Here is a 16504-nt window from a genome sequence, read left to right on the forward strand (position 1 = left end):
TTTTCGCACCCTCATGAGAAGCCTGGGGTCGGTCATTCGTGGTGGTCGTAGGGGCGGCCTTTGTCGTTTTCGATCACGCCTTCGATGTGTTCGCGATACAGCACATACAGTCCACACACCAAGATCAAGCCCGCGCCCAGCCACACGCTCAAGGCTGGCAGCTCATTCCAAAACAGATAACCGAACAGCACGGCCCAGATCAGCGCGGTGTAATCGAACGGCGCCACCGTGGCCACCGGCGCGCATTTGTAGGCGCGGGTGAACGCGAAAATGCCCAACGTGATGACCAAGCCCAACGCCGCCATGTGTAAGGCGTCGAACGCCGACATCGGGGTCCAGTAAAAGGGGCTCAGCAGGCCCATCACGACGGTTTCGGAAATCACCGCATAGAGCACCATCGAAGTGGTGCTTTCGGTCGCGCCCATGATCCGGTTGACGATCATCAGTCCCGCATAAAGGGCCATGCCCGCAGTGATGTAAATGGTGCCGAGCTCTAAGCCCAGGCCATTGCCGGGCTGTACGATGATGAGCATGCCGATGAAGCCGATCACCACCGCGCCCCAGCGTTGCACGCTGACCCGTTCGCCGAGCAACACCACCGACAGCGCGGTGGCGATCAGCGGTGCGGCGTAATAGACCGCCGTGACATCGGCCAACGGGATGGTGCGCAGCGCCAACAGAAAGCACGCCATTTCCGCCAGACCGAACGTGGCGCGCATGGCATGCATCCACGGACGCTTGGTTTTCAGGCGGGCACGGGTGTTGGCACGTGCGATCCACGGCAACAACACGATCAGCGTCGCCAGCGATTTGACGAAGGCGATCTGCGGCACGCTGTAATTAGCGACCAACGATTTCGACAACGCGTCGCCGATGACGAACAGCAACACCCCGGCGCACAGGTACGCAATGCCGAGCATCGGGGCATGCTTAGGCGGGGATGAAATCATACGAACAGGTACATGACCAGATACGCAAACAGCACGATCACCACCCAAAACATCATCACCCCGGCAGGCGTGGTGCGGGCCAAGATGCCCTTGGGATTATGGTGGTGCGATGCCAGATCGATCACTGCGTTGACCAGATTGTCGCGGATCCACACGCACCCGCCGAGCAGTTTGGAAATGGTCGTTGCGATGCTTGCCGCGCTGTCCACCGCCAGCTTGCGATAGAACCAATCGAAGTCCAAGGTGATGGTCAGCTTGCGTTTCATCAACGGCAACAGCACGAAGAACGCCAAGCCCGCGTAGAGCAGCAATTGCAGCATCTCGTACACGTGTGCGGTGGTGTAGGGCTCGTACGCGGTCGGATAGGGCAGCAGGGCGTATAGCGGGCCCGGTTGCACGCCCAGCCAGATGCACAGGAACGCGAACAACACCATCGCCGCCTTCATGTTCCACGGCGGGTCCTTGGGCCGCAGGCCGCTGTCTTTTTGGAAGAACACGAACCACGGGAACTTGATGCCCGCGTGCAAGAACACACCCGCGCTGGCCGCCAACAGGCAAAACCACACCACCATCATGTCGCCGTCGAATGCCGCTTGGTTGGTCATCGATTTGGACACGAAACCGCTGGTCCACGGGAAGCTGGAAATCGCCAGCGCACCGACGATGCCCGCGATCGTGGTCAACGGCATGGATTGGAACAAGCCGCCCAAGTCGGTGCACTTGCGCTTGCCGCCGGTCATGTACATGACCGAACCGGCGCTCATCAAAAGCAGCGCCTTGTAGATGATGTGGGTGAAGGCGTGCGACGCCGCGCCGTTGATCGCCATCTCGGTGCCGATGCCCGCGCCGACTACCATGAAGCCGACCTGGTTGATGATCGAATATGACAAGATGCGGCGCATGTCGTTTTCCAACAACGCATAAACGATGCCGTAAAAGATCATGTAGACGCCGATCCAAATGAGGACCTGCTCCCCGGCGAACCCGACCAGCAGCACATACACGGCGGTCTTGGTGGTGAACGCCGACAAGAACACGGTGCCCGACCAGCTCGCTTCGGGATAAGCGTCGGGCAGCCACGCCGACAGCGGCGGTGCGCCGGTGTTGATGAGGAAGCCGATCAAGATCATCCAAGTGGCGAAGCTGTGCGCGCCCATCAAGGTGAAGTCGATGGAGCCGGTCTCTTGAATGTAGGCGATCACGCCGACCATCAACACCACGCCGCCGAACAGGTGCACCAGCGCATAACGCATCGCCGCGCGGCCCGCTTCCGGTGTGCGACCCGACCACACCACCATGGTGGAGCCGACGGCCATCAATTCCCAGTACATGAACACCGTGATGATGTCGCCCGCCAACGCCACGCCGATGGCGCTGCCGGCGTAGGCAAAGGCGGCGCTGAGTTCGATCACCCGTGTTTGGTTGAGCGCGAACAAGCCACCCGCGAACGCCATGATGGCGAAGATGGTGGCGAACAGGCGCGACAGGTTGGATCCGTCGACCAGTTCCAATTCGTATTCGAGGAACGGCACCGTCATCTGCACGCCGTCGCCGACCTGCCAGATCGCGCCCAGCGTCAGCAGCGGCAGCGCTAAAATCAATGTGCTACGCGCCCAGCCGCGCACCATCGGCAGCAAAAACGCGCCGATGATCAGAATGAACGAAGGCGAGATGAGAAAGTCACTTGTCATAGTAAGTGTCCTTCTTGCTCAACCCCACGCCCAACAGCTTGGCGAAGATCACCATGGCGACACAGGTCGCGAAGCCGTACCACGAATAAAAACCGAGCGTGCCTTCGATGCCGAACTTGACGTGCGGATGCACCGTGGTGCCGAGCCAGGTGACGAACGCCAGCAACGCGATGCCACCCAACCACAACAGTTTGATGGTGGTGGGGCGCACCAGCCAGTGCATCGGCTCGCCGTTGACGTCGAGCAGGGGCGTCTTGTCCGTTTTCGTTTCAGCGGGCTTTGGGGCTTCGCTCATCGTCAACCTCCCACCAGGGCGCGGCCGAGCGCCAGGGGCACATCGGGATAGAAGAACAGCACCACGGTGCCCAGCGCGGTGAAGCAGAGCGCCATCACCACCGCCACCGGCGCTTCGCCGTGGTCATCGTATTTATGGTACGGATCGCTTTCATCACGGGGTTGTTCGTCCTTGAAGAACGCCGCGTAGACGATCGGCAGGAAGTAACCCGCGTTGAGCAGCGTCGAGGCGACGATCACCAAGATGGCGAACGCTTCGCCGGTTTCCAGTGCGCCGCTGAGAATGTACCACTTCGAGATAAAACCCGCCGTGGGTGGCACGCCGATCATCGACAGCGCGCCGATGGCGAACGCCGCCATGGTGAACGGCATGCGCTTGCCGATGCCGTCGAGCTGGCTGATCTCGGTCTTGTGCGCGGCGGTGTAGATGGACCCGGCGGCGAAGAACAGCGTGATCTTGCCGAACGCGTGGGCGGCGATATGCATCACCGCACCGGCCACCGAAATCGGCGCCAAGATGGTGGTAGCGAGAATCACATAGCTCAACTGACTGACGGTCGAATACGCAAGGCGGCGTTTGAGGTTGTCTTGGCGCAGCGCAATGATCGACGCGGAAATGATCGTGAAGCCGGCGATGAACAGCAGCCAGTCGTCGCTTTGCGCTTCGGTCAGCAGGTCGAGGCCGAAGATATAGACGATCACCTTGACCACCGAGAACACGCCCGCCTTGACCACCGCCACGGCGTGCAGCAAGGCGCTGACCGGGGTCGGCGCGACCATTGCGGCGGGCAGCCAGCGGTGCACCGGCATCAATGCCGCTTTACCGATGCCGAACATGTACAGGAACATCAGCACCGCAAGCTCGGGGCCGTGAACCTTGTCGGCCAGGATGCCGCCTTCGACGAAATCCAAGGTGCCGGTGATGTTGTAGGTCCACAGCATGGCGAGGAACAAAAAGCCGATGCTGGTGGCCATCAAGATGCCCAGATAAACGCGTCCGCCGCGGATCGCTTCGGCCTTGCCCGAATGGGTGACCAGCGGATAGGTCGAAATGGTCAGCACTTCGTAGAACAGGAACAGGGTCAACAGATTGCCGGCGTAGGCAATGCCCACGGCGGCGGAAATGGCGATGGTGAAGCAGACGTAAAAGCGCGTCTGGTTGGCCTCGCCGTTGCCGCGCATGTAGCCGATGGAATAGACCGTGTTGACGATCCACAGACCCGACGCGATCAACGCGAACAGCTGACCCAACGGCTCAACCGTCAAGGTGATGGTCAGGCCCGGCAGCATTTCGAACAGATCGACCGAAGGTCGCGCACCCTCCAACACTTCCGGCGTCAGCGACGCGACCACGGCGAATTCCAACACCGCTGTGATCAGCGATGCGGCTTCGCGCAGGTTGCGGTTGCGCTCGCCCATCCACATGACGATGAGGCCGCCCAACAGCGGGATCGCCACGGCCAATTGAATGGCTTGGGCTTCGGTGATGAAGGACAACAACATTTACAGCCCTCCCATCAAATGACGCGCCGCAGTGTGGGCCAAATCCAGCGTGAAGCTGGCGTTGGATCCGAAATACAGTGCCGCCAGCGCCAAACCCCAGGTGGGGATGAGCATGCTTAGCGGCACGTCTTGGGGTTTATGGATGCCGATGACGGGCTCGCGCAGGTAGGCGACTTCGAAGACTCGCCACACGTATATCACGGCCAGCAGGCTCGACAGCAAGATCAGCGCCGCCAGCGGCCACATATCCAGTTCCAGGGCCGCCGTGACCAACTGCCATTTGCTGATGAAACCCGGCGTCAGCGGAATGCCGACCAGTCCCAGACCGGCGACCACGAACGCGGCCATGGTGAACGGCATGCGTTTGCCGATGCCTTCCAGCTGTTGCAACGTCACCGCCCCGGTGGCGAACACGATCGCGCCGATGGACATGAACGCAGCACCTTTCATCAGCGCGTGGTTGAACATGTGCACGATGCCACCGGTGAGGCCGGTTTCTGTGGCCAAGGCGATGCCGAGCACGATGTAGCCGATCTGCGCGATCGATGAATAGGCCATCATGCGCTTGATGTTTTCTTGCCAAATGGCGCTGAGGCTGGCGAGGAACATCGCCGCCAGCGCCATCGCGATCAGAATCTCTTGCAGCGGAAACGCAGCGAACAGATCGACGTCGCCGAACAGGGTGAAGAGGATGCGCAATAACACATATGCCGAAACCTTGGTCGCGGTCGCGGCCAAGAACGCAGTCACTGCGCTGGGTGCGAAGGTGTAGGCGTTGGGCAGCCACAAATGCAGCGGAAACAGCGCCAGCTTCAAGCTGATGCCGACGGTTAGAAACGCCAGCGCGGCATGCACGGTGCGGGTATCGACCACGGCGGGCATGATGCTCTTGAGGTCGGCGATGTTGAGCGTGCCGGTCATTTGATACAGCAACCCGATGCCGATGATGTAAAAGGTCGCGCCGATGGTGCCCATGATCAAGTAACGAAAGGCTGCCGTCAGGGCGCGGCGATCTTGGCCCAGGGAAATCAGCACGTAGCTCGACAGGCTGGAAATTTCCAAGAACACAAACAGGTTGAACGCGTCGCCGGTGACCGTGATGCCGAGCAAGCCCGACAGACACAACAGCAGCATGGCGTAAAACAGATAGATGCGGTCGCGGCGGATTTCTTTTTCCACGCTGCGTTTGGCGTAAGGCAGAACCAGCGCACCGATGGCGGCGACGATCAGCACCACGAACACGCCCACCGGATCGAGGCGATATTCGATCCCCCACGGGGCATCCCAACCGCCGATGCGATAGACCACTTGGCCATGGTCCAGCACCGTGATCAACAGCTTGATGGCGATGGCGAGAACCGCCCACGACACCGCGGTCGCGACCGACCACGCGCCACCCGCGCTGCGCAGCATGACGCACACCGGCGCCGCAAGCAACGGCACCACCACCAGCAAGATCAGCCAGGGGTCCGAGGTGAATTCAGCGGGGCTCATGCGATATCCTCCTCACCGTGCTCGATGACTTGGATTTCGTCTTCTTCGATGGTGCCGTAACTGTGATGAATGCGCACGACCAACGCCAAGGCCAGTGCAGTGGTCGCCACGCCGACCACGATGGCGGTGAGAATCAGCACATGGGGCAGGGGGTTGGAATAGATCTCGACGCCGTCTTTCAAGATCGGCGCGGAGCCATCTTCGATCTTGCCCATGGAGATGTAGAACACGAACACGGCGACCTGGAAAATGTTCAGTCCGACGACCTTCTTGGTCAGATTGTGTTGGGCGATGACGGTGTAAAAACCGACCATCATCAACACGATGGCGATCCAGTCGTTGAATAGGCCAAGCCAGTCGATCAAGGTGTTGAAATCGATCATCTCAGCGCCCACCCTTGCGGAACGGCAGTTCGTCGTTCACGTGTCCGGCGAAGGTATAGAAAATGGTGATCATCGCGCCCGCCACCGTCATGCCGACGCCGAATTCCACCACGAAAATGCCCAGGTGCTGGCCGCCGTGAACCGTCGAGGCCAAGACGTTGTAGTCGAGAAACTCGCCGCCCAGAAGCAACGTCGCCACACCGGTGCCGCCGTAAATCAACACGCCCAACGCCAAAAGATTGCGGCTGACGGCAGCCGGGATCACGCGGCGCGCCACCCTAACGCCGAAGATCAAGGCGTAGAGGATGAACGCCACGGCCAAAATCACCCCGGCTTGGAAGCCGCCGCCGGGGCCGAAATCGCCATGGAACTGCACATAAAAAGCAAACAGCATGATCAGCGGAATCAGAAGTTTGGCAATAACCCGCAACAGCGGCTTTTCGACCATCATGACGGGGTCTCCTCATCGGTCGATTTGGCAACCTGGGGGTGCACGCCGTCGGGGGCTTGATCCTGGTCTTCGCGCCGACGCCGCGCCGCGCGCGATCCCGGCATGGATCCACCCTTGGACCGTCCGATGATCACCAGCACGCCGACCGCAGCGGTAAACACCACTGCCGTCTCGCCGAGGGTGTCATAGCCCCGATAGCTGGCCAAAACAGATGTCACGATGTTGGGGGGGCCGACCTCTTCGCCGGATTTTTCAACGTAGCGGTTGGCCACGTGCTGGTTGATCGGGGCGTTGGCATCGCCGTAGCGCGGCATGTCGAAGGTGCCGTAAATCAACACCCCGCCGGTCGCGAACACCAGCAACAAAGCCAATGGCGACGGGCCCTTGTGGACCTTTTCTTGATCGGTGGTCATGGACAGGGTGCCGAGCATCAGCACCGTGGATATGCCCGCGCCGACGGCGGCTTCGGTGAACGCCACGTCGACGGCGTCCATCACCACGTAAAGCGCGGCGGCGAACAGCGAATAAATGCCCGTCAGCATCACGACGGCGAACAGGTTGCGCAGCCACACCAGCCAAAACGCGGTGACGACCATGAACAGCAGCAAGGCGATGTCGATTAGGTGTTCGATGATGCCGCCTCCTTGTTCTTATTGTCTTTGGCGCTGGCTTTGGCTTTTTGAGATTCTGCCATTTCTTCGGCGGTCGGGCCGGGGGTGACGCCGCCGTGGATCGCTGCGCGCGCCAGGGCAAAGGTGGTGGTCGGCGAGGTGAAGAAGATGAACAACAAGATCAACGCCAATTTGATCACCACGATGGCTTCGTCGGCCTGAAACATCAGCCCGGTCAGGATCATCATGATGCCCAAAGTGTCGATGATGCCCGCGCCATGCATGCGCGAAAACACGTCCGGCAAGCGCACGATGCCCAACGCACCGACAATGGCAAAAAACGATCCGGTGACGATGCAGAACCAGCTCAGCCAATCGGCCAACACCAGCGGTCCGATCATGGTGTTCAAGATGTCGGGCATTACACGTCACCCTCGTCGGGGCCATCCATGGGATGGCCGAGGTCACGGAACTTGACGTATTTACTCACCGCGATGGTGCCGATGAAATTGATCAACGCATACAACAGGCCAATGTCCAGAAAGTCGGGCCGTCCGTCCAAGAAGCCATACACCGCGATCAAAACCACCGTAAGCGTGCCGGTAACGTTGACGGCAAGGATGCGGTCGAACACCGTCGGTCCGACCAGTGCGCGGATCATGCTCAGGGCCATGGCCACCAATACGGCGATCGAGGCGACGGAGAACATGGTCACGGTCATGATTTCGTCTCCCCATCCGCATCGGGCTTGCGCATGGCTTCCATGGCGGTGCAGCGGCGATCCATTTCCAAGCTTTCGACGCCTTCGCGCGCGGCAACGGTGAGGGCGTGGACTTCGAACGTGGCGTCGTCTTCCATGGTGATGGTGACGGTGCCGGGCGTCAGGGTGATGGAGTTGGCATAGGCGGTCAGGCCGACGTCGCTGAGTTGCGATGCCTTGGTTTTGAATATGTGCGGCTGAATGTTCATTTTCGGGCTGAGAATGATACGAGTGACATCCAAGTTGGCCTTAACGATTTCAATGGCCAGCCACGGAAAATAGAATATTCCGCGAACCCCCAAATGGATGGGGTGACCTTCATGATCGACGACGTCCATTTGGTGCGCGATCCACACGGTCAGCACCACTGATGCGATGCCCAAGCCCAGCAGCAAGGGTTCGAACATGCCCGACAGCAACATCCACAGGATGGCCAGGGCTGTGCCCAGTGATATGGCGTGCAACACGTAGAGTGGCTCCCCAGACGCGATTCATGACTGTTCGCGAGAATAGGAGCCGCGCCCCGGTGAAGCAAGCGCGATCGGCCTAGAAATCGCCACATTCCCACAGAATGGGATATTCGATGCTATGGGGTGGCGCGGGTGGCGCGTCCGGCGTTATGATCCGTCTCTATGAGCTCTTTTTTTGTAAGATTTGTCCTGTTGTTCGTCGCTGTGTTTGCGGCGTTGTTCATGTTGGTGTGGTTTTATTTGTCCGCGACCACCCCAGCGCAGGCTGGCGACACCCAGCAGGGTGCGCAACGCGAATCGGCGATGATGGCGACGACGCCGATCACCATCGTCTCGCAATCGGGCCAAAGCCACACCTTTCAGGTCGAATGGGCGAAAACGATGGCGGAACAGCGGCGCGGCTTGATGTTTCGTAAAAACCTCGCGGCCGATCACGGCATGCTGTTCGATTACAATCCTCCGCGCGCCATCACGATGTGGATGAAGAACACGTTTTTGTCGCTGGATATGCTGTTTTTCGATTCCGCTTTCCGCATCGCGCACATCGCCGCGCACACGGAACCTTTTTCCCAAAAGTTCATCGTTGCGCCGGGATTGACCCGCTACGTCTTGGAAGTTCCTGCGGGCACGGCCGAGAGGCTGGGCTTAAGCCTTGGCGACCGATTGGAGCTGCGTTAACGGAACCGCAGCGTCGGCCTCGATCTGTTTGTCGTTGTACATGGATCGATCCGCCATGCAGACCAGCTTGTCCATGTTGACCGAATGATCGGGATACACGGCCGCCCCGATACTGACGCCGACGGAAATCGTCTTGGATTCGAAGACGGTCTCGGCGGCGATTTCCGCTTTCAGCTTTTGCACCACGGCGTCGACCTTGGCGGCATCCTTGACGTCGGTGAGAATGGCGACGAATTCGTCGCCACCAAACCGCGCGACGGTGTCCGAATCACGCAACGCGCCGACCAGCCGCTTGGCCGTGGTCTTCAAAATATGATCGCCTGCGTCATGGCCCAGTCGGTCGTTGACGGCCTTGAAGCCGTCCAGATCGATGAACAGAACGGCGAGTTTTTCACGATGGCGGTTGGCGCTGGCCATTGCCAGTTCAAGACGGTCGAAGAACAGGTTGCGGTTTGGGACGTTGGTCAGGGTGTCGTGGGTGGCCATGTGTTTGATTTGCGCTTCGGCCAAATCGCGGCGGATGATGTAACGATACAAGGTGTAAGTGGGGGCGATCAGGGCTAAAAACGCGAATGAGGTGATGATGAGCACAAAACTCATATGCGCACGAAAGGTTTCAGGGGGAATGCTGGTGGCGGAAAATGCCCGCCAATTGTCGGAGATACCGAATTGCCACACGAACGCCAGCGCCGCGACGACGATGATGACCTTCAGCGAGAAAGCTATGGCCTGCAATATTGGATGGTTAGTCGAATTAAAATCCTGAAACATCAACTTTCTGAATGCACCGCTGGCGCATTATTGCCCAATATAAAACAAACCCCCAAGCAGAACTCATAAGTAGTATTTATTAATTATAGGTTCCGTATAAAATGTGACCTGCAGATGCGTAAATGGCAATACGTAGTTTTGACAGGTGTGGGGATAAATAGTTTCTGCGTTGAAGGCTTGCTCCCGATGAATAAAACGCATACTTTGCGTCCCAGTCGGGGAGTGGCGCAGCCTGGTAGCGCATCTGGTTTGGGACCAGAGGGTCGCAGGTTCGAATCCTGTCTCCCCGACCATTCACCTAAAGTCGGCTCTTGCATGTCGGCGACGGTGATTGGAAAGTAACTGTTCGATTGGGTTGAGAGTTAAGACTGGGGGTGCCAAGCAATGGCCAATGCGCGCATTTATCGTCCCGCTAAGAACGCGATGCAATCTGGCAAGGCCCGCATGAAGAAGTGGGTGTTGGAGTTTGAACCCGGTGAGGCGAAAACCCTCGACCCGCTGATGGGGTGGACCGGATCCGGCGATACCCGCGGTCAGGTCAAACTGCGCTTTGATACCCAGCAAGAGGCCGAAGCTTATGCCGAGCGCGTCGGTCTCGACGCCCAGGTGATCGCCCCACACGAACCCAAAAGAATTCTCAAATCCTACGCGGACCGTTTCGCTTACGACAGAGTGCGTTGAGCGCAACGTCGCAGCGACTAGGTGAACGCCATGAATTGCGCTTATGTATAACAGTGGTTGTGTAGGCGCTTCGCTCCCGTAGCTCAACTGGATAGAGCAGCGGACTTTGATTGAGGAGTGCGCGGTGGGAAACCACCGACGTAGATCCGGCCAAATTCGGGGAAACCTCTGTGCGCCGAGCGCAACGTGGCAATCCCGAGCCAAGCCTCCAAGGGGAGTCGCCCACGGGGGAAGGTGTAGAGGCCAGACGGTCGGGGCCTAAGTCGCCGTGTGAAGGCGGTACGGCCAAGGGATGGTCCAGACCCCAAACGCTTATGCGGCGGCGAAAGTCGTGGTGGGTATGCTAATCCGCAGGTTGCGCGTTCGAGTCGCGCCGGGAGCACCAACGCCAAAGCCCTCTGACTGTGGTCAGGGGGCTTTTTGTTTCAGCATAATAGGGGCAAGGCATCATCAAGCGCTGGTATGAGTGCGAATTGTCCGTAGTTTACGCTGTGAACAGACCGCTTATATGTCTCATCCATTAGGATGATTCCCGTAATCGTTGAAAGTTGATATGTTTTTTGACATGGGTCGGGAGTGATGACGATGTATGGCGAGGAAAAATGAGCCGTATTCTGGTTATTGACGACGACAAGTTCGTTCGCACATCCATTCGCGCCGTATTGGAGAGTGCCGGGCACGAAGTGTCGGATGCCGGCGATGCCGATAGCGGCATCGATAAACAGCGTGCGACGCCTTTTGACATCGCCATCGTCGATTTGGTGATGCCTCAAAAAGAAGGCCTGGAAACCATCCGTGAATTGAGGATGGACTTTCCCGATCTGGCCATCATTGCGATTTCCGGCGGTGGCGCGATCGTCAAAAAGAACTTCGTCGAAGCGGCGGAACTGTTCGGCGCCAGCACCACCTTGGAAAAACCGTTCGGCGGTGAAGAGTTGTTGAACGCGGTCATCAACGTGATGAGCGTATCCCGCCATGTCTCCAATCAGCGCCTAAACGTCGCCCGTGCTTAAATGGGCCCGGCGCTTGCGTTGAAGTAAGTATTCGCGTCAAAGGTGACGTCCGGAAATTCCCGACTTAAGCGTTCAATGGCTTGAAAAACGCTCGTGTTTGGCGGTGTCGATACGCGCAACATGCGGATTCCCAACCCTTCCATTTTCACGCTTTCTATAACATGAAAGCCAAGGGCGGCGAGGCGGGGTTCCAGTCCCTCAGGTGGATCGAGAACCAAGACTTCGCCAGGCTCGTTTTGTGTTGGTGGCTGCGGTCCGCGGACCTCACCTTCGGGAGCATTCCGCGGGGAGATTCCGGTTTCGTCGGGAACGATGTTCGATTGCGCCAGGGACGAGGAGGACACGGAAAGCTGAAACGCAATCACGAGCGCACAACGTGCCAGGAACGCAATGTGCGCAATCTGCGGCAACCTTTTGGAAGAAGCATTCACAACATTACATTTTCGTAACAAGGCGGGGCCGCAGTGGCACTATGCGGCGTGATGGCGCGAAAAATCAACCCCGCTGTTGCGAATTCAAGGTTTTGCAATAAGCCCCAAGCGGTTATTTGCAGGCCGGGCGGGCTTTGACGTAGCCATAACCGAACACTTCATCCTTGCCGGGTTTGCCGAGATCGGTGGTCGCGGTGCTGAGCAAGCGGCGCAAATCCGTGGCCGTGGGGGTTTTGCCCGCTTTGTTGAGGATCGCGGCCATGGCCGTGATGTACGGCGTGGCGAACGAGGTGCCGGTTTGCGGTTTGCCGCCGCCACCGGCCAGCGCGGTGTAGATGCCGACGCCGGGTGCGGCGAAATCGACGTATTTGCCTTGATTGGCGTGGCTGTAAATCAGTTCCGCGCCCTTTGTTGCGGTCACCGCCACCACATAGTCATAAGCGGCAGGGTAGGCCGGTTTGTCGGATCGACCCCAATTCCCGACCGCGGCGATCAGCAGCAAGTTGGCGTTTTTGGCAAGGTCGAAAGCTTTGCGCACGACCTTGTTGTCGCCACCGGCAATGGACAGGTTGACGGCATGAACCTTTTGGGTCGCCAGCCAGTCGACGGCCTTCATCAGACCGATGGCCGAGCCCACCTTCTGGCCCTTTTCATTAATTTCAAACATATTGGCGGCGTAAAGCTGTGCGCCGGGCAACAGGCCACCCCAATCGACGCTGCCCACCAACATGGCGGCGACGGCGGTGCCGTGGTCAGGCGGGCCGGGTTCGCGTCCTGATTTGGTAAAGGCCTGATATTGAATGTGTTGTCCCTTCAGCGCCGGATGCGTCATGTCTACGCCGCTGTCGATCTGCCCCAGTACAAGGCCCGAGCCGCAGTTTGGCGACAAATTGTCCCATCCGGCCATCGCGCGCGGGTTCGATCCGGCTGTGGCCGCGCCAGAGGAACTGTCTTCGAATTGGTTGTTGGCGTCCATGGTCACGCCGGGCAACAAAATCGCGAGCTTTTTCAAAGCGTCGGGAACGCTCATGCCGGTGGGCGTGGCGACCCGCACGACCTTCAGGCCCAAACGGCCCAAATTGACGTGTTCCAAGACATGAAAGCCGGCGGGGCGGATCTTGTCCTCGAAACCCGCAGGCGGCGCAGCGAGGATGACTTCGCCCGGTTCATAGGCGTGTTCCGGCGAAAACGTCGAGCGCATGCCTTCAAAGGCCTTGAAGGCCTCCAATTGCGATGCCGTCATGGTCGTTGCGCTAGGTAAGTTTTGGGCTGCGGTTGCATCAGGTGCATCGACGTTGACGGTTGCAACGTTCTGGGGTTTCTCGGTCTGAGAGAGATAATTATACAACCCCAAACCGCCGAGAATGAGCACCAAAATGCCGCCCAAGCCACCCACAATGCTGAGGATGGTCTTGGTATCTGAATCCATACCCTTCTTTTTCGGAGCGGATTTGCTCTTCGGCTTAGGTCCCGCCTTGCCGGTAGGTTTTATGGAATTCGGTGTTGCCATGATATTTGCCCGGAAATTTATGTATAAATGATAATTGTATCATATTAAAGGACTAGCATGCCGATCCTACAATAGTACAAATGTACGTAGGCAATGATTGTGATGTTAAGAGCGTCGATTGGTGCCTGGGCCATGTCCGCCGAGGCTGTGGCGGTCGATGGCGACGGCCTTGATCAGGGCGTACACCGATTTACCCGGTTCCAATCCCATGTCTTTCAACGATTTTTGCGTAATTCGCGCCAGGACCGTTTGCGGGGTGCCGTGTTCATCCGACGTGTCATGTGGCGTGACGCGCAAAGCGATTTCGACATGAGAACCCGCGCCGGCTTGGATTTCATGGACCGTGCACGGCAAGATGTTGAGGATCGAGGTGCCCTCGGGCCGCGCAAGGGCGAGCGAGACGTCGCGTGCACGCACCCGCAAGCGCACCTGTGCGCCAACGGATATGTCGACCGACGGCACGTACATGTCGTGGCCGAGCAACGTCAACTTGGTGAGGTGGTGTTCCGCGATGGGCGCCGCGACGGTCGGCGTCAGCACCGCGCCTGCTTCGTAGCGTCCGGTCAGCGGGCCCAAGTCGATGCGCCCCATGATGTCTTCGACCGCGCCTTGCGCGGCCACGCGTCCGTGCGAAATCAGCACCAAGGTGTCCGACAACCGCACCACTTCCTCCACCGCGTGCGATACGTACACCACCGGCAGGTCGAATTCGCTCGCCAGACGTTCGATGTAAGGCAGGATTTCACTTTTGCGCGCCGCATCCAAGGACGCCAACGGCTCATCCATCAGTAAAATACGCGGGTTGCTCAGCAACGCCCGACCGATGGCGACGCGCTGCTTTTCACCGCCGGATAAATTGGCGGGGCGGCGTTCCAGCAGGCCTTCCAGTCCCAACAGCGCCACCACCCGATCGAAGCTTTCTGCGCGGTTGGGGGCTGGCAGGCGACTTTGGCCGTAACGCAAGTTCTTCGCCACGTTCATGTGTGGGAACAGCCGTGCGTCTTGAAAGACGTAACCGACCTGGCGGTGTTCGGGTGCAATGTCGATGCTTTGGGTGCTGTCAAACAGGGTTTGTCCACCCACCCGGATGTGACCGCTGTCGGGTTTGAGCAAGCCCGCCAACATGCCGACGACGGTGCTTTTGCCAGCGCCCGATTTACCGAACAAGGTGGTGATTCCGGATCCAGCCTCGATCTGGACGTCGATGGAAAAATCGCCGCTGCGCCGTTGCACATCGACGGACAGCAATGTGGGGGAGGAGGCGTTGGGCTCAGTCACGATCCCCTCCTTGCGTCACGTGTCGCACTCGGCGCGCCAAGGCCTCGCTGGCGATCAGCGCGATCAGCGCTACCACCACGGCCAACACCGCAAGGCGCAGCGCGCTGGTTTCGCCGCCCGGCACCTGGGTGAAGGTATACAGCGCCAGCGGCAAGGTGCGGGTTTCGCCGGGAATGTTGGACACGAACGTGATGGTCGCGCCGAACTCGCCCAACGCCCGGGCGAACGCCAGCACCGCCCCGGTGATCACGCCGGGCAGCATCAGCGGTAGCGTCACGGTGGTGAACGTCCGAAGCGGTGATGCCCCCAACGTGCGCGCGGCTTGTTCCAAGCCGGGATCAACGGCTTCGAGGCTCAGGCGCATAGCGCGCACCATCAGCGGAAACGCCATCACCGCCGCAGCCACCGCAGCACCTTTCCAGGTGAATGCCAGGCTTACGCCAAAGGTCTCATACAACCATCCGCCGACAAGGCCGCCGCGCCCCAACAAGATCAACAACGCATACCCGATCACCACCGGCGGAAGCACCAAGGGCAAGTGCACGATGCCGTTCAAAATGCCGTGTCCGACGAAGCGGCGACGGGCCAGCAGCCAGGCGATGAAAATACCGACCGGAAGGCTCGCCGCCGTGGCCCAGGCTGCGACCTTGAGGCTCAGGCGCAGGGCTTCCCATTCCAGCGGCGACAGGTTCCAGCTCACGGCGCCCCCTCGAAACCGGCGGCCTTGAATGCCGCTTGCCCTTCCGGACTGATAAACAGGTTCATCACCGTGCGCACAGCGTCGCGATCCTGGCCGCGCACGATCGCGGCGGGGTAGGTGATGGGACTGTGGCTCGACGGGGGGAACGCTGCGAACTGCGACACGCGGTCCGATCTTTTGACGTCGGACGCATATACCACCCCCAGGCGCGCCTCGCCACGCGCCACCAGCATCAACGCTGAGGTGACGTCGCTGGTGCGCGCCAAATTGCTCTGCACCTTGGTCCACATCCGCAAGGTGCCCAGGGCTTCGCGGCCATAAATGCCGGCTGGTACGTGGTCGGGGTCGGCAATCGCCAGACGTTCGCCCTGCAGCACCGCGTCAAGCGGGTATCCGGGACCGAACGCCAACTTCGGCGCGGTAAAGGATTTGGGGCCTGCTATCAAGACCAGTTGATTGGTGGCGACGGTGCGCTTGCTGTCGTAAATGATTAAGCCGAGGTCGGTGAGGTAATCCATCCACCGCACGTTTGCAGATAGGAAAATATCGGCTGGTGCGCCATGTTCGATTTGGCGCGCTAAGGCCGAGCTTCCGCCATGGACCGCCTTGAGCGTGATGCCGCGCCGTTCGAGCACGGGCACGAGCGCGTTTAAGGCCGGTTGAGTGCTGGCGGCGGCGAATACCGTCACGGTTTTTTGCGCCCGTTCTTGCGCCAGAGAGCCGCTGGCTAAGGCGAGGCCTAGTCCCACAATGATCAACGCCGACAAACGTCTCAGCTTCATATGCGTCCCCATTGAAAGCGTTATATTATTAAATGAATAACGGCAGCTTTTGT

The 16504-nt window shown here is 59.3% G+C and carries 20 protein-coding genes and 1 tRNA gene; 4 read left to right on the forward strand and 17 right to left on the reverse strand.

Annotation, left to right across the window (positions count from 1 at the left end):
- Nucleotides 1–32: 32 nt before the first annotated feature.
- From VIN96_RS07865 to VIN96_RS07915, 11 genes are read right to left on the reverse strand one after another with little or no spacing between them, the layout of a single operon-like run.
- Nucleotides 33–920, reverse strand: a complete 888-nt coding sequence (locus VIN96_RS07865) for a DMT family transporter (protein ID WP_331895223.1) — start codon at nucleotides 918–920, stop codon at nucleotides 33–35.
- A 26-nt stretch (nucleotides 921–946) separates the two neighbouring features.
- Nucleotides 947–2641 (reverse strand): Na(+)/H(+) antiporter subunit D, encoded by a 1695-nt coding sequence (locus VIN96_RS07870; RefSeq protein ID WP_331895224.1) that lies wholly within the window; start codon nucleotides 2639–2641, stop codon nucleotides 947–949.
- On the reverse strand, nucleotides 2631–2936 hold the full coding sequence (locus VIN96_RS07875; RefSeq protein WP_331895226.1) for a hypothetical protein: 306 nt from the start codon (nucleotides 2934–2936) through the stop codon (nucleotides 2631–2633). Before VIN96_RS07875 ends, VIN96_RS07870 begins: the two co-directional genes overlap by 11 nt.
- Nucleotides 2937–2938: 2 nt before the next feature.
- The gene (locus VIN96_RS07880) at nucleotides 2939–4438 is read right to left on the reverse strand and encodes a monovalent cation/H+ antiporter subunit D family protein (protein WP_331895228.1); all 1500 of its coding nucleotides are present in this window, start codon (nucleotides 4436–4438) and stop codon (nucleotides 2939–2941) included.
- The gene (locus VIN96_RS07885) at nucleotides 4439–5932 is read right to left on the reverse strand and encodes a monovalent cation/H+ antiporter subunit D family protein (protein ID WP_331895230.1); all 1494 of its coding nucleotides are present in this window, start codon (nucleotides 5930–5932) and stop codon (nucleotides 4439–4441) included.
- Nucleotides 5929–6315 carry a cation:proton antiporter subunit C gene (locus VIN96_RS07890; RefSeq protein ID WP_331895232.1) on the reverse strand — a complete coding sequence of 129 codons (387 nt, stop codon included), beginning with the start codon at nucleotides 6313–6315 and terminating at the stop codon, nucleotides 5929–5931. The genes VIN96_RS07885 and VIN96_RS07890 overlap by 4 nt, the downstream gene beginning before the upstream one ends.
- Nucleotide 6316: 1 nt before the next feature.
- Entirely contained in the window at nucleotides 6317–6766 is a 450-nt protein-coding gene (locus tag VIN96_RS07895) for a Na(+)/H(+) antiporter subunit B (protein ID WP_331895234.1), read from the reverse strand.
- The gene (locus tag VIN96_RS07900; protein WP_331895235.1) at nucleotides 6763–7374 is read right to left on the reverse strand and encodes a DUF4040 domain-containing protein; all 612 of its coding nucleotides are present in this window, start codon (nucleotides 7372–7374) and stop codon (nucleotides 6763–6765) included. The genes VIN96_RS07895 and VIN96_RS07900 overlap by 4 nt, the downstream gene beginning before the upstream one ends.
- Nucleotides 7375–7385: 11 nt before the next feature.
- Nucleotides 7386–7799 carry a monovalent cation/H(+) antiporter subunit G gene (gene mnhG, locus VIN96_RS07905; protein ID WP_331895237.1) on the reverse strand — a complete coding sequence of 138 codons (414 nt, stop codon included), beginning with the start codon at nucleotides 7797–7799 and terminating at the stop codon, nucleotides 7386–7388.
- The gene (locus VIN96_RS07910) at nucleotides 7799–8098 is read right to left on the reverse strand and encodes a monovalent cation/H+ antiporter complex subunit F (protein ID WP_331895238.1); all 300 of its coding nucleotides are present in this window, start codon (nucleotides 8096–8098) and stop codon (nucleotides 7799–7801) included. The genes mnhG and VIN96_RS07910 overlap by 1 nt, the downstream gene beginning before the upstream one ends.
- A complete protein-coding gene (locus VIN96_RS07915; RefSeq protein ID WP_331895239.1) occupies nucleotides 8095–8604 on the reverse strand; it encodes a Na+/H+ antiporter subunit E in 510 nt (169 codons plus the stop codon). Before VIN96_RS07915 ends, VIN96_RS07910 begins: the two co-directional genes overlap by 4 nt.
- Nucleotides 8605–8769: 165 nt before the next feature.
- Between VIN96_RS07915 and VIN96_RS07920 the strand changes: the two genes are divergently transcribed.
- Entirely contained in the window at nucleotides 8770–9285 is a 516-nt protein-coding gene (locus VIN96_RS07920) for a DUF192 domain-containing protein (protein ID WP_331895241.1), read from the forward strand.
- Here the strand turns inward: VIN96_RS07920 and VIN96_RS07925 are convergent.
- On the reverse strand, nucleotides 9253–10056 hold the full coding sequence (locus VIN96_RS07925) for a GGDEF domain-containing protein (protein WP_331895243.1): 804 nt from the start codon (nucleotides 10054–10056) through the stop codon (nucleotides 9253–9255). The two genes, VIN96_RS07920 and VIN96_RS07925, sit on opposite strands and share 33 nt — an antisense overlap.
- Nucleotides 10057–10272: 216 nt before the next feature.
- Between VIN96_RS07925 and VIN96_RS07930 the strand changes: the two genes are divergently transcribed.
- From VIN96_RS07930 to VIN96_RS07940, 3 genes are all read left to right on the forward strand, one after another.
- Nucleotides 10273–10349 (forward strand) — tRNA-Pro (locus VIN96_RS07930).
- 91 nt (nucleotides 10350–10440) lie between these two features.
- Nucleotides 10441–10737, forward strand: a complete 297-nt coding sequence (locus VIN96_RS07935) for an ETC complex I subunit (RefSeq protein WP_331895245.1) — start codon at nucleotides 10441–10443, stop codon at nucleotides 10735–10737.
- A gap of 602 nt (nucleotides 10738–11339) precedes the next feature.
- Nucleotides 11340–11750 (forward strand): response regulator, encoded by a 411-nt coding sequence (locus VIN96_RS07940; protein WP_331895246.1) that lies wholly within the window; start codon nucleotides 11340–11342, stop codon nucleotides 11748–11750.
- On the opposite strand, the gene VIN96_RS07945 is transcribed toward VIN96_RS07940, so the two are convergent.
- From VIN96_RS07945 to modA, 5 genes are all read right to left on the reverse strand, one after another.
- Entirely contained in the window at nucleotides 11747–12181 is a 435-nt protein-coding gene (locus VIN96_RS07945) for a hypothetical protein (protein ID WP_331895248.1), read from the reverse strand. The genes VIN96_RS07940 and VIN96_RS07945 overlap by 4 nt on opposite strands.
- Nucleotides 12182–12293: 112 nt before the next feature.
- Complete coding sequence (locus VIN96_RS07950; protein WP_331895250.1) at nucleotides 12294–13610, reverse strand: S8 family serine peptidase; 1317 nt, start codon at nucleotides 13608–13610, stop codon at nucleotides 12294–12296.
- Between the two features lie 186 nt (nucleotides 13611–13796).
- Nucleotides 13797–14969, reverse strand: a complete 1173-nt coding sequence (gene modC / locus VIN96_RS07955) for a molybdenum ABC transporter ATP-binding protein (RefSeq protein ID WP_331895252.1) — start codon at nucleotides 14967–14969, stop codon at nucleotides 13797–13799.
- On the reverse strand, nucleotides 14962–15669 hold the full coding sequence (modB, locus tag VIN96_RS07960) for a molybdate ABC transporter permease subunit (RefSeq protein WP_331895254.1): 708 nt from the start codon (nucleotides 15667–15669) through the stop codon (nucleotides 14962–14964). The genes modC and modB overlap by 8 nt, the downstream gene beginning before the upstream one ends.
- The gene (gene modA, locus VIN96_RS07965; RefSeq protein ID WP_331895255.1) at nucleotides 15666–16451 is read right to left on the reverse strand and encodes a molybdate ABC transporter substrate-binding protein; all 786 of its coding nucleotides are present in this window, start codon (nucleotides 16449–16451) and stop codon (nucleotides 15666–15668) included. The genes modB and modA overlap by 4 nt, the downstream gene beginning before the upstream one ends.
- Between the last annotated feature and the right edge of the window lie 53 nt (nucleotides 16452–16504).

It is taken from the genome of Magnetovibrio sp. (assembly GCF_036568125.1).
Taxonomy (GTDB): Bacteria; Pseudomonadota; Alphaproteobacteria; order Rhodospirillales; family Magnetovibrionaceae; genus Magnetovibrio.